This is a genomic window from Colwellia sp. 6M3 (assembly GCF_014077595.1).
Taxonomy (GTDB): Bacteria; Pseudomonadota; Gammaproteobacteria; order Enterobacterales; family Alteromonadaceae; genus Cognaticolwellia.
On the sequence record NZ_JACGWF010000033.1, the window covers coordinates 1 to 12,571 of the forward strand.

Sequence of the window (12,571 nt, forward strand, 5' to 3'; positions counted from 1 at the left end):
AGCCTAAACCGTGCTAGATAACTTATTAAAACAGTTCGTTGGGGTGACCCCTTGGAACTGGAGCGCATTTTAGAGATTTTTGACCTCACGTCAACACCTAAAGTGCATTTAATTTCTAAAATGTGTTTGTTTGCTTTTTAATTATACAAGATGATTGAATATGCATCATAAAGTACATTGAATTGCGCTAAAACCATTATAATTAAGAAGTTCTACTAAAGTATCTAGTCACAAAAAAAGCCGCTAGATAACTAGCGGCTTTGCTTGGCAATATAGACATTGCTTCTTATATGGCGGTGAGGGAGGGATTCGAACCCTCGAAGGCTTGCGCCTTACACACTTTCCAGGCGTGCTCCTTCGGCCACTCGGACACCTCACCAAAAAACATAAAACATAAACATTGATATTTTTACGTGCTATCTGCACGGTCTGGGAATTTAGCCGCTGAACACGCTAGGCGTGTTAACTCAACTTGGCGGCCATTCGGACACCTCACCATATATCTTTCTATCTACTGAGCTCTATGTACTGAGCTCTATGTACTGAGCTCTATGTACTGAGCTCTATGTACTGAGCTGGGCTATGTTAGGAAAATAAACTTCATAACGCAACTTAATTTAACCAAAATACAAGCAGTTGCTTATTTAACACACAACCGGTATTAAGTTTACTTATTCTTATTCAACTCAGCATTAAAGTTCAACATGCGATCAAGTGATTTCAGTGCACCTGTACGCAGTTTCATATCAACAAACACCTCTCGACCTTCAGGGTTTAATAATGCTTGTTCAATTTCCTTCAAACCATTCATTGCCATCCAAGGACAATGCGCACAACTTTTACAAGTAGCGCCTTCACCTGCAGTAGGTGCTTCAAAAAACTCTTTATCAGGACATAACTGCTGCATTTTGTAAAAAATGCCGCGATCAGTAGCCACAATGAATTTTTTATTTGGGAGTTCTTGCGCCGCTTTAATTAATTGGCTGGTAGAACCTACTGAGTCAGCAAGATCAATTATCTCTGCAGGTGACTCAGGGTGGACAAGTACAGCGGCATCTGGATGAAGCGCCTTCATGTCTATTAGAGCTTTGGTTTTAAACTCGTCATGAACAATACATGCTCCTTGCCACATTAGCATATCAGCACCAGTTTGCTTCTCAATATATGCGCCTAGGTGACGATCTGGGCCCCAAATGATTTTCTCACCTAAGTCATCAAGGTGTTCAACAATTTCTAAAGCACATGATGATGTTACTATCCAATCAGCTCGGGCTTTAACAGCAGTAGATGTATTAGCATACACAACAACAGTTCGGTCTGGGTGTTGATCACAAAAAGCATTAAACTCTTCAATTGGACAGCCTAAGTCAAGCGAACACGTAGCCTCCAATGTTGGCATTACTACTGTCTTTTCAGGCGTAAGTACTTTAGCAGTCTCTCCCATAAAGCGAACACCAGCGACGATAAGTGTATCTGCTGGATGGTGGTTACCAAATCTTGCCATTTCTAATGAGTCAGCAACACAACCACCTGTTTCTTCTGCTAATGCTTGAATTTCAGGATCAGTATAGTAATGCGCGACAAGCACAGCGTTTTTTTCTTTCAATAATATCTTGATACGTGCTTTATACTCTTCACGCTCTACATCACTTAAAGGAGTAGGCTTTTTCGGAAATTGAAAGTCAAAGTCAACGGCTAAATTTGCTTGGGTCATATGTATTCTCAATGAGTACCTTAAAAAACGTGAGAATTATAAGGTATAGAAGAATAAAAGTGTACTATGAATATGCCTAAGAGTAGATCTGATTAAGCTAAGTAATAATGATTCAGTGAGGTTAAATATTATTGAGTAATATTAAATTAGAGTGGTGTTCGAATACTTGGAGGTATTGTAGATAAATATGATGATTAAAAGTGGTCGGTCGTGAAGGATTTGAACCTTCGACAAATTGGTTAAAAGCCAACTGCTCTACCAACTGAGCTAACGACCGATAAACTACTTTTAATTTTTAGAACGAAATTGCAAGCTGCGAATTTCTTTATCACTTATACTTAATAACATATTAAGAAAAGTGGTCGGTCGTGAAGGATTTGAACCTTCGACAAATTGGTTAAAAGCCAACTGCTCTACCAACTGAGCTAACGACCGATATATACTTCAAAAACAAATACCCAAACACTTCATTGGTAAAAGTGGTCGGTCGTGAAGGATTTGAACCTTCGACAAATTGGTTAAAAGCCAACTGCTCTACCAACTGAGCTAACGACCGGTATTTGTTTTGCGTTGTCCTACTTGGTCAACGCGGGGCATATAATACTCATAATTTTTTTAAGTGCAACAACAATCTTCCCCTTTTTCCAACTTTATTGTTTGTTCGAACAAAAAGTCAGCAAAGCGTGCAAGTTATCAGCAATAATTATGGTTTTAAGTTTTTTAATCTTGGTTGTGCAAGTTTTGCTGCACTAGAATTTGGATACTCTGCCATGAGTTTCTTATATACCGCAATCGCTTTATCTTGGTTATTTTCTTTTTGTTCAACCATTGCAAGCTTCAACATTGCGTCACTACGTTTACTAGAATCAGGATAATTATTCACGACAACATCAAATTCTTGACGTGCTTTGCCTAATTCGCCTTTATTAAACAATAGTTGACCTAACCAATAATGTGCATTGGCTGCATAACTTGAGTTAGGGTACCTTTGATTGAACGCTTCAAACTCTGGAATAGCTTGTTCATAACGTTTATCTTTTAATACCATATTCACAGCGCGATCATAGGCTTCATTTTCAGTTAAATTATTACTGTAATTTGCCTGGCCAGAACCAGTTGAAGCTGCACTAATTGTTGCCGGTATTTGATTCGCGGGCTTTAACGCTTCAGAGACTCGACGATCAAGCTCTTGATACAACTCACGTTGACGATCAAGTACCTGACTTAACTGATAGGTGTGTAACTCTGTAATGCCACGTAGCTCATTAACTTCATTTTGTAACTCATCAAGTTGTCTTTGTACATTGACTTGCGCACGGTTACGGGCATCAAGCTTACGCTCAAGACTAACAAGCTGATCACTTAAGCTTGATTTGGCACCACTAGTGGACGTGCCTGCGTTAATTTCAATAACAGGAGCAGGTTCAGCTGCTACTGCCAAATTGGCAGCAACAGCAAACGACATCCCGAATAGAATACTATTGGGTTTCATTTAATTACCTGATTAATAGACCAATACTGCACGACGGTTTTTAGCAAACGCGCCTTCGCTACGATCTTTAACCATTGGCTTTTCTTCACCGTAGCTAACTGTACTAAGTTGTGAAGCTGAAACGCCCATGTTTTCTAAAAACGTTTCAATCGATTTTGCACGACGCTCGCCTAATGCAATGTTGTATTCAGGTGTACCGCGCTCATCTGCATGGCCTTCAATTAATACATTTACATTAGAGTTTTCGTTAAGAAATTTTGCATGCGCTTCAAGAATCGCAGCAAAGTCACCACTTACTGAAGATTTATCAAAATCAAAGTAAACGATATGTTCTGAACGAAGCTTTTCAATTTCTTGACGTTTTTTAGCTTCAATAGCGTCAGCACGTTGCATTGCTTCAACTTTTACACGCTCTGCATCGTCACGAGCTTTTTGTTCTGCCATAGCAGCTTGGTTATTCTGCATTGCACTAGCATCTTCACTAGCTGTGTCAGACGAACTACAAGCTGATAAAGCCATGATAGGTAAAACAACTGCTAAGGCTTTTACTGTTTTATTAAAGCGCATTTTATGTGTCCTTATTATTTATAAATTAAAGTTATTAATATTTATTATAAAAATGGTGACCATGAAGGTGACTTCACTTCGCCATTAAGTGCTGGCAATCTTGCCTTAAACCTTCCATCTACGGAAACTAAACTTAGTACCTGACGGTTATTGTGTAAAGTACTATAAATAATCATACCACCGTTAGGTGAAATACTAGGGGACTCATCTAAGCGTGTTGATGTTAACACTTGGAAAATCCCAGAATCAAATTCTTGTTTGGCTAGATGATACTTGCCGCGTGTGCGATTTACCATCACTAATTGTCGACCGTCTGGTGTTAATGAGCCACCTAGATTCATTTCGCCGTCAAATGTTAGCCTTCTAACTTTGCCATCGACTAAATTTACGCGATATAACTGCGCTTTTCCACCACGTTCTGAACTAAATATTAATGAATTACCATCTGGTGTCCAGCTTGGTTCTGTATCAATAGCACGATGACGCGTTATGCGACGCAATTTTTTAGTTGCAACATTCATAACATAAAGCTCTGGATTACCATCTTTGGATAATACCATTGCTAAACTTTTACCATCAGGTGACCATTTTGGAGCACTGTTAATACCTTCAAACGAACTGATTAAATTACGTTGTCCAGAGTATATGTCAATAATATGAATTTGTGCTTGTCTGTTTTCAAACGTTACATAAGCTAATTGGTTACCACTTGGATGCCAAGCAGGTGACATTAAAGGTTCTCTAGAGCTTAATAAAACATGTTCGTTAAAACCATCATAATCAGCAACCACTAACTGATATGGGTATTCACCTTCATCACGAACAATAACGTAGGCAATTTTTGTTAAAAATGCGCCGCGTGTCCCTGTCAGTTTTTCATAAACAACATCACTAATACGGTGAGCATAGCGACGAAATTGGTCGGCTCCGACTTCTACCGTGCTTTCATCAAGTATATGATCAGAGGTGCCAACTAACTCGCCGTTACTTAACATTTGAGTTTCGCCGCCAGTTACTTGTCCACGAATAACGTCAACAAGCTGATATTTAATTTTATAACGACCTATTGAGGTTTCACTAACCTCACCAATGACAACAGCTTCAACGCCCTCGCTTGCCCATGCAGCATAATCAATTTGACTATCATCATTAGGGGCTTGTGGAAAACGAGACTCGTTAATGGGATTAAACTTACCGCTGCGCAGTAAATCATCACTGATCACTTTTGATAAACGCTCTGGCATTACACCAACACCTGTCCATTTGAATGGCACAACAGCAATTGGTCGAGCGCTATCTATACCTTCTGTGATAACAATTTCTAGGGTTGCTAAGGCTTGTTTTGATAACAAAGAAGCAAAGAATAGTAAAAATAAAGTTACTTTTTTCATAGAGTTGGTTATTTTCCTAATTTATACAAAAGCTTAATTAAATTTGTCAGGTGCTACTGTTAAACTGATTGTTCTCATTTCTCGAAATATTTCAGGGTCTTTAGAAACGGGTAAAGTACCTGCTTTATAAACAGCTGTTTTTGCCGCTTCACAAACTCTTCTATCACCCTGACCTGTAACTACATTCGTAACAAAGCCTGATGGTGCAAGACTTATAGTTAATTTACAAGACTTACCTTCCATAGTACTACGATCTGTAATTAAATTGCGTTTAATCGTTTGTGTAATTAATGCGGTAAATCGGCCAATTTCAGTCATCATTTGTTGGCGTCTTGCTTGTTGACGACTTGCCATTTCTTCAGCCATTTGTTGCTCAATTAACTCTTGCTGAGCCGCGCGCTCGCGTGCTTCTTGTTCTTTACGTTTTTGTTCAGCTGCTTTCTTTTTACGTAAATCGTCCGCTTTTTTAGCTGCTTTTTCTTCTTTTATACGTTCCGCTTTAGCTTTTGCTGCAGCTTCATCAGCTTGTTGTTTTTCAAGTATTTTTTGTTTACGAAGTTTATCGGCCGCATTTGCTTTAGCTTTTTTAGCCGCAATATCGGCCGCTTTTTTCTCTTGTGCTTTTTTCTTTCTTTCACGCTCAAGCGTTTTAATGCGTTTTTCTTCGTTCAATTTTTTTGTTTTAGCCGCGGCAATACTGTCTTCAAGTTCTTTAAGCTTGCGTGCTTTATCAGCATCTTGCTTTTTTAACTTATTTATTTGTGCATCAACGGTACTTTTTTCAACAAGTACCGCTTGAATAGGTTCAATTTGTACCGCGCTTGGTGTTGGTTTAGGTGGCGTTGAAAAATCGCCCCAGAGCAACACCACAGCAAGCCCTACATGAATCGCAACACTTAACGCTAACGGGGTAGAATCCTTCAGTGACACTACTTACTCTCCGGACTATCAGTCATTAAACCAACCGAAGGTACACCTGCTACTTTTTGCAATAAAACCATTAGTTGGATCACGGCATCATAGGAAACAGCACCATCACCATTAACAACAACAGGTGTGTCAGGTGCGGTTTTTAAATGAGCAGCAACTAAAGTTGCAACCTCTTGTGCCGACATTGGTTCATTTTTACTGGTACCAACAGCTAAATAATAATTACCTTTTGCATCAACTGATGCAACTAAAGGTGGCTTCATATCTTTGCTTAATGGCTCTGCATCAGCTTGCGGCAAATCTACTTTAACGCCTTGTGTTATTAATGGTGCTGTTACCATAAAAATAATCAGCAACACTAACATTACATCAATATAAGGTACTACATTTATCTCAGCAACCTTGCGGCGCCTAACTCGATTATACATAGTTAATACCTACCTTAGCCGTGTTGCTCTGTCGCTGTTTGACGTTGTAAAATACTTGCAAACTCTTCCATAAAATTACCGTAGCTATTTTCAAGTTTTTCAACGTTATGGCTAAATCGGTTAAATGCCATAACCGCAGGAATAGCTGCAAACAAACCCATTGCCGTTGCGATGAGTGCCTCAGCAATTCCGGGTGCAACCATTGCAAGTGTTGCTTGTTCAACAGCACCTAAAGCAATAAATGAATTCATGATCCCCCATACGGTACCAAATAAGCCAATATAAGGGCTTATAGAACCAACGGTTGCCATGAAAGGTAAGTGAGTTTCTAAACTATCGACTTCTCTTGATAATGCAACACGCATTGCTCGATGAGTACCATCAACAATAACTTGTGGTGCGTAAGCATGTGATTTTCGTAAACGTGCAAACTCTCGAAAACCTGAAACAAAAAGATTTTCAATGCCATCAATATGTTCTTTTGCAGAAACTTCGCTATAAAGCTTACTTAAATCAGCTCCACTCCAAAACTTATCTTCAAAGTCTTGTAATTGAGTTCTTGCTGCTATTAACACTTTACGACGTTGAAATATCATGGTCCATGAGGCTATTGAAAAGCCTAATAAGGTCAACATTACCAGTTGAACTAATAAACTAGCTTCTAAAAATAAATCAAAAAATGAAATCTCAGCTGACACGTTTTAATGCTCCTAATATGCTGTTGGGGATAATACAAGGTTTAGCGATAGATAGGTTAACACAGGCTACTTTAATTTCAGCCGTACATAACGTTATCTGATTCTGATTCACAATTTGTTGCGAAAAAATCAAACTAGCAGATTTTAAACGGATTATTGTGCTCGTAATTGTTAATAAATCGTCGAGTTTTGCAGACGCCTTATTTTCCATCGCAACCTTTGTGACTACAAAGCCGATGTTTTGTTCTAAAAATATTGATTGATTAATACCAAGCTCGCGTAACCACTCTGTTCTTGCGCGTTCAAGGAATTTCAAATAGTTAGCGTAATAGACAATACCACCGGCATCGGTATCTTCATAATAAACACGAACCTTGTGTTGAAAACTAAGTAATGACATGTAATTTATTCAAGTTAGCTAGCGATAAAATTTTAGATGCTTATCATAATAGATAAAGCTCACGTGGAACAAGGGCTAAGATAAATTCTTTGTAATAATTTAAGTAAAAACAAGAGTGAATTATGGTTGAATTTTACTTAATCCGAATACTTTAGCGAGCAGTGCCCTGCTCTTAAGGTACTTAAAGATTTAGCGCGGTATATTTTAAATTTTTTCACATTAGTTTTTCTAATGATAAATATAATTATTTTTCGTTTGTTCAATAGCGTACGTAACAATATAATACGCTTGTTTTCTGGACTCAGACATGAATATTGTTTACTAAAAAGTATTCCTGTCACCCTTAAATGTTTTGAATAGGTGTTGTTACCTTTCTCTCTGATATTTTATAGGAACCCCATTTCCTTCTATCAACTTACATTATAAGTTGGCCCACATATTATGTATGTGGGCTTTTTTTTGCCTAAATTTCAATGAAAAGAATTTATTGATAAGTGATAAGTGATAAGTACGGTTGGATTTTTACGTTAACTATCACAATAGCTATAACTTAAGTATCCTGAACAGCTAAAAAACAAAAGGCACCTAAAGGTGCCTTTAATAAGTAATATAAACAAATGTTAGCTTGGAAAATCTAAACCAAAATGCAAATAAGCTCTACTGGTGGCAATTCTGCCTCGGGGTGTTCGTTGTAAGAAACCTTGTTGAATAAGAAAAGGCTCTAGTACATCTTCAATAGTTTCACGTTCTTCACCAATGGCTGCGGCAATGTTATCGAGCCCTACCGGACCACCAGCAAATTTATCAATAATTGCTTCTAATAGTTTTCTGTCCATTAGATCAAAGCCCTCATTATCTACTTCTAACATATCTAAGGCACTAGCTGCTGTTGCTTTACTTACTATGCCATCAGTTTTTACATCAGCGTAATCTCTAACTCTGCGCAATAAACGATTAGCAATACGTGGTGTGCCACGAGAGCGCCTTGCTACTTCAAAAGCGCCTGCCTGTGCTATATCTAAGTTTAAAAAATGTGCTGAGCGCATGACAATTTCAGTTAGTTCTTGAGTATTGTAAAACTCTAACCGTTGAACTATGCCAAATCGGTCGCGTAGCGGCGAAGTGAGTGCGCCTGCTCGAGTCGTAGCACCTATTAAAGTAAATGGGGGCAAATCAAGTTTAATTGAACGTGCTGCAGGTCCCTCACCTATCATAATATCTAATTGATAATCTTCCATTGCAGGGTACAAAATTTCTTCGACTACCGGACTTAAACGATGAATTTCATCAATAAACAATACATCGTTTTCTTCAAGATTTGTCAGTAATGCAGCCAAGTCTCCGGCTTTTTCCAGCACGGGACCTGAAGTTGTCCGGATACTTACACCCATTTCATTTGCAACAATATTAGCTAGCGTTGTTTTACCTAAACCTGGAGGACCAAAAATTAATAAATGATCAAGCGGCTCTTCTCTTTTCAAGGCCGCAGCAATGAAAATTTCCATTTGCGACTTTACGTGTTGTTGCCCGGTATAGTCTGACAGCATTTTAGGTCGAATAGCGCGATCAACCGTTTCATCTTCACGGCTTGCTATCGGTTCAATTAATCGATCTGCTTCTATCATGTATTACTCTTTGGAAATATTAATTAGCGCACTAAGCACTACACTTGATAAACTTGTCTTCAACCTAATGCACTTAGCCTTGTTTATAACATTGCTTTTAAAGCATTGCGGATCAAATCTTCGCTAGTTTTAGTCGCTTCATACACTGACTTAACCGCTTTATCAGCTTGCTGTTGACTATACCCTAAAGACACTAATGCGTTAATAGCATCGCCTTTATTATCACTAACAAAAGTATTGGCTTGATTAACATCTGTTGGCATCATATGAGCAAGTGCATCGCTACTGTTAGTTTGCCAATCTTTAAGCCTATCACGCATTTCAATCAACAAACGTTCTGCTGTTTTTTTGCCAACACCGGGAATTTTTACAATAGTGGTTAAGTCGTCATGTATTACACAACTCACAAATTGGTCGGCAGACATGCCTGATAAAATAGCTAAGCCTAATTTAGGGCCAACACCATTAACTTTAATCAGCAATCGAAATAGCTTACGCTCAACTTTATTAGCGAAGCCATAAAGTAACTGCGCATCTTCACGAACAACAAAGTGAGTATAAAGGGTGGCTTCTTGATTAACTTCGCCTAATGCATAAATGCTAGTCATGGGCATAGTAACTTCGTAGCCAACTCCATGGCATTCTATTAAAATTTCAGGGGCCATTTTTTCTATTAATGTGCCACGTAAACGTCCAATCACGGATTAACCTTTAACGAGAAATGATCTATGTCGCCACCATACCACTAGATATTTATACAGTAAAGTTTAAGGCGTTATTTATTTCACACTAAATTTTTTCCGATTAGCTAACGTCATAAGCTCTAACGTAAGCGTCCTCTAACTGTTTTACTGGCTTGACCTGACAGTTTACTGATCGAGTCATGACTGTGTGCATGACAAAGTGCAACGGCTAATGCATCTGCGGCATCAGCTTGGGGTGTACCTGGTAATTTCAATATAGTTTTAACCATATGCTGTACTTGAGTTTTATCTGCCGCTCCAGTACCCACAACTGATTGTTTTATTTGTCTAGCCGAATACTCCGCTATTGTTAAGCCATTGTTGGTTGCCGCAACAATAGCCGCCCCCCGAGCCTGTCCTAGCTTTAATGCTGAGTCAGGATTCTTCGCCATAAAAACTTGTTCAATAGCAAACATATCCGGCTGAAATTGTAGGATAATCTCACTTACGCCAGCAAAAATGGTTTGCAAGCGCATGCCTAAATCTTCACCTGAAGCGGTTGCTTTAATGCAACCGCTACCTAAATAGATGAAATTTCGTCCCTGCTGTTTAATAACACCATAGCCAGTTAAACGTGATCCAGGATCTATGCCTAAAATAATACTCACTAAAAGTACCTTTAATAATCAGTTAAGTGTGGTTGAAAAAAAACGCACGAATAAAGCCTAAGTAGCATTCATTCGTGCGTTCTAATTATTTTTTAATATTAACCGTTAAATCAATACTAAAAACTCTGAAACGAAAATTATTCTGCTTTTTCGCCAGTATCAGTTTCTTTTTCCAAACAAGCAATGCCTAATTCTTTTAACTGAGTAGGGTTGGCAAAGCCAGGTGCATTAGTTAATGGACAAGCAGCAGTCGTTGTTTTCGGGAATGCCATTACATCACGAATCGAACTTGCACCTGTCATCAACATGACTAAACGGTCTAAACCAAATGCTAAGCCTGCATGTGGTGGAGCACCGTATTGTAATGCCTCGAGTAAGAAGCCAAACTTCTCTTGGGCTTCTTCATCACTGATACCCAAAATACGAAATACAGCCGCTTGCATGTCTTGATTATGGATACGGACAGAGCCACCACCTAATTCACAGCCATTTAACACCATGTCGTAAGCATCTGACAACGCGCCAACCGGGTTAGCTTCTAGTTCAGCAGCGGTTAAGTTAGTCGGAGCGGTAAACGGGTGATGAATTGCATGCATATGACCATCAGCTTCTTCAAACATTGGGAAATCTACTACCCAAAGTGGCTTCCACTCGCCTTGCAATAATTCAAGATCTTCACCAATTTTAAGGCGCAGTGCACCAAGTGACTCTGTTACTACATTATAAGTATCTGAACCGAAGAAAATAATATCGCCAGTTTTAGCATTAGTACGCTCTAATAAAGTGTTTACTGCGTCTTCAGTTAAAAATTTCAAGATCGGCGACTGCAAACCTTCAAGGCCAGCGTCACGATCATTGACTTTCAACCATGGCATGCCCTTAGCGCCGTAAATGCCAACAAATTTAGTTAATTCGTCAATACCTTTACGAGAGAATTTATCGGCGCCGCCTGGTACACAAATAACCGCTACTCGACCTTTCTCGTCGTTAGCTGGTCCAGAAAACACTTTAAATTCAACATCTTTTAAAATGTCAGCAACATCTACAATTTCGAGTGGATTACGAAGATCTGGCTTATCTGAACCAAATCGCGTCATCGCCTCAGAATAAGCCATACGTGGGAACTCACCAAGATCTACATTAAGTAGTTCTTGGAATAACCCGCGGATCATCGTTTCAGTAACTTCCATTACTTGATCAGAGCTCATAAAAGAAGTTTCAATATCAATTTGAGTGAACTCGGGTTGGCGATCAGCACGTAAATCTTCATCACGGAAACATTTAACTATTTGGTAGTAACGTTCCATACCTGACATCATCAACAATTGTTTAAATAACTGTGGTGATTGCGGTAGAGCAAAAAATTGACCTTTGTGTGTGCGGCTTGGCACCAAGTAATCACGTGCACCTTCAGGAGTGGCAGCGGTTAAAATTGGCGTTTCAATATCCAAGAATCCTTGAGACTCTAATGATGAACGCACAGCTGAAGTGACTTTAGCGCGAAAACGCATACGTTCGGTCATTTCTGGACGACGTAAGTCAAGGTAACGATATTTTAAACGTTGCTCTTCAGAGTTCTTCTGTTTTGAATCTAAAGGTAACGGCGCAGACTTGTTTAAAATAGTAAGCTCTAAGCCTAATACTTCAATCGCACCCGTAGCCATATCTTTATTTACTTGGCCGTCAGGACGAGCACGTACTTTACCTTTAACTTGAACACAAAATTCATTGCGCAAGGTGTTGGCTTTTTCTAGAACATCAGGAAAGTCAGGATCATAAACAACTTGCACTATGCCTTCACGGTCGCGTAAATCTAAGAAAATTACTGCACCTAAATCACGACGACGATTAACCCAACCACAAAGAGTGACTTCCTGACCCACATGAGATTCATTAACCTCACCACAATAAAGACTACGCATGTATTTACCTTGAAAATTAAATAATAGTCATTGAATTAAGTAATCGTTCACTT

General features: G+C 38.9%; 12 protein-coding genes and 4 tRNA genes. All 16 read right to left on the reverse strand.

Annotation, left to right across the window (positions count from 1 at the left end; all coding sequences use genetic code 11):
- Positions 1 to 291 precede the first annotated feature (291 nt).
- The 16 genes from H4J50_RS09085 to aspS all read right to left on the reverse strand — a co-directional run bounded on the left by H4J50_RS09085 (position 292) and on the right by aspS (position 12,518).
- Positions 292 to 379, reverse strand: a tRNA-Ser gene (locus tag H4J50_RS09085).
- A gap of 288 nt (positions 380 to 667) precedes the next feature.
- The gene (gene nadA / locus H4J50_RS09090) at positions 668 to 1,714 is read right to left on the reverse strand and encodes a quinolinate synthase NadA (RefSeq protein WP_108456787.1); all 1,047 of its coding nucleotides are present in this window, start codon (positions 1,712 to 1,714) and stop codon (positions 668 to 670) included.
- Positions 1,715 to 1,915: 201 nt separating this feature from the next.
- A tRNA-Lys gene (locus tag H4J50_RS09095) sits at positions 1,916 to 1,991 on the reverse strand.
- An 82-nt stretch (positions 1,992 to 2,073) separates the two neighbouring features.
- Positions 2,074 to 2,149, reverse strand: a tRNA-Lys gene (locus tag H4J50_RS09100).
- Between the two features lie 45 nt (positions 2,150 to 2,194).
- Positions 2,195 to 2,270: transfer RNA gene (locus tag H4J50_RS09105), tRNA-Lys, on the reverse strand.
- 147 nt (positions 2,271 to 2,417) lie between these two features.
- Positions 2,418 to 3,206 carry a tol-pal system protein YbgF gene (gene ybgF / locus H4J50_RS09110; protein ID WP_108456788.1) on the reverse strand — a complete coding sequence of 263 codons (789 nt, stop codon included), beginning with the start codon at positions 3,204 to 3,206 and terminating at the stop codon, positions 2,418 to 2,420.
- Positions 3,207 to 3,218: 12 nt separating this feature from the next.
- Entirely contained in the window at positions 3,219 to 3,773 is a 555-nt protein-coding gene (gene pal / locus H4J50_RS09115; protein ID WP_108456789.1) for a peptidoglycan-associated lipoprotein Pal, read from the reverse strand.
- 44 nt (positions 3,774 to 3,817) lie between these two features.
- Entirely contained in the window at positions 3,818 to 5,164 is a 1,347-nt protein-coding gene (tolB, locus tag H4J50_RS09120) for a Tol-Pal system beta propeller repeat protein TolB (RefSeq protein WP_108456790.1), read from the reverse strand.
- 33 nt (positions 5,165 to 5,197) lie between these two features.
- A complete protein-coding gene (gene tolA / locus H4J50_RS09125; protein WP_182255865.1) occupies positions 5,198 to 6,094 on the reverse strand; it encodes a cell envelope integrity protein TolA in 897 nt (298 codons plus the stop codon).
- Positions 6,094 to 6,522: a protein TolR gene (tolR, locus tag H4J50_RS09130; protein WP_108456792.1), complete on the reverse strand. Its 429-nt coding sequence runs from the start codon at positions 6,520 to 6,522 to the stop codon at positions 6,094 to 6,096. The genes tolA and tolR overlap by 1 nt, the downstream gene beginning before the upstream one ends.
- 14 nt (positions 6,523 to 6,536) lie before the next feature.
- Entirely contained in the window at positions 6,537 to 7,220 is a 684-nt protein-coding gene (tolQ, locus tag H4J50_RS09135) for a protein TolQ (protein WP_108456793.1), read from the reverse strand.
- Positions 7,210 to 7,620, reverse strand: a complete 411-nt coding sequence (gene ybgC / locus H4J50_RS09140) for a tol-pal system-associated acyl-CoA thioesterase (RefSeq protein WP_182255867.1) — start codon at positions 7,618 to 7,620, stop codon at positions 7,210 to 7,212. The genes tolQ and ybgC overlap by 11 nt, the downstream gene beginning before the upstream one ends.
- Positions 7,621 to 8,240: 620 nt before the next feature.
- Positions 8,241 to 9,245, reverse strand: coding sequence for a Holliday junction branch migration DNA helicase RuvB (gene ruvB, locus H4J50_RS09145; RefSeq protein ID WP_108456795.1), 1,005 nt, complete (start codon positions 9,243 to 9,245; stop codon positions 8,241 to 8,243).
- 83 nt (positions 9,246 to 9,328) lie between these two features.
- Complete coding sequence (ruvA, locus tag H4J50_RS09150; protein ID WP_182255869.1) at positions 9,329 to 9,946, reverse strand: Holliday junction branch migration protein RuvA; 618 nt, start codon at positions 9,944 to 9,946, stop codon at positions 9,329 to 9,331.
- 122 nt (positions 9,947 to 10,068) lie between these two features.
- Complete coding sequence (gene ruvC, locus H4J50_RS09155) at positions 10,069 to 10,596, reverse strand: crossover junction endodeoxyribonuclease RuvC (protein ID WP_182255871.1); 528 nt, start codon at positions 10,594 to 10,596, stop codon at positions 10,069 to 10,071.
- 137 nt (positions 10,597 to 10,733) lie between these two features.
- Entirely contained in the window at positions 10,734 to 12,518 is a 1,785-nt protein-coding gene (aspS, locus tag H4J50_RS09160; protein WP_182255873.1) for an aspartate--tRNA ligase, read from the reverse strand.
- Positions 12,519 to 12,571 lie beyond the last annotated feature (53 nt).

Coding starts and splice junctions, on each gene's coding strand:
- nadA (WP_108456787.1), bottom strand. CDS start 1,714: ATGACCCAAGCAAATTTAGCCGTTGACTTTGACTTTCAATTTCCGAAA.
- ybgF (WP_108456788.1), bottom strand. CDS start 3,206: ATGAAACCCAATAGTATTCTATTCGGGATGTCGTTTGCTGTTGCTGCC.
- pal (WP_108456789.1), bottom strand. CDS start 3,773: ATGCGCTTTAATAAAACAGTAAAAGCCTTAGCAGTTGTTTTACCTATC.
- tolB (WP_108456790.1), bottom strand. CDS start 5,164: ATGAAAAAAGTAACTTTATTTTTACTATTCTTTGCTTCTTTGTTATCA.
- tolR (WP_108456792.1), bottom strand. CDS start 6,522: ATGTATAATCGAGTTAGGCGCCGCAAGGTTGCTGAGATAAATGTAGTA.
- ybgC (WP_182255867.1), bottom strand. CDS start 7,620: ATGTCATTACTTAGTTTTCAACACAAGGTTCGTGTTTATTATGAAGAT.
- ruvB (WP_108456795.1), bottom strand. CDS start 9,245: ATGATAGAAGCAGATCGATTAATTGAACCGATAGCAAGCCGTGAAGAT.
- aspS (WP_182255873.1), bottom strand. CDS start 12,518: ATGCGTAGTCTTTATTGTGGTGAGGTTAATGAATCTCATGTGGGTCAG.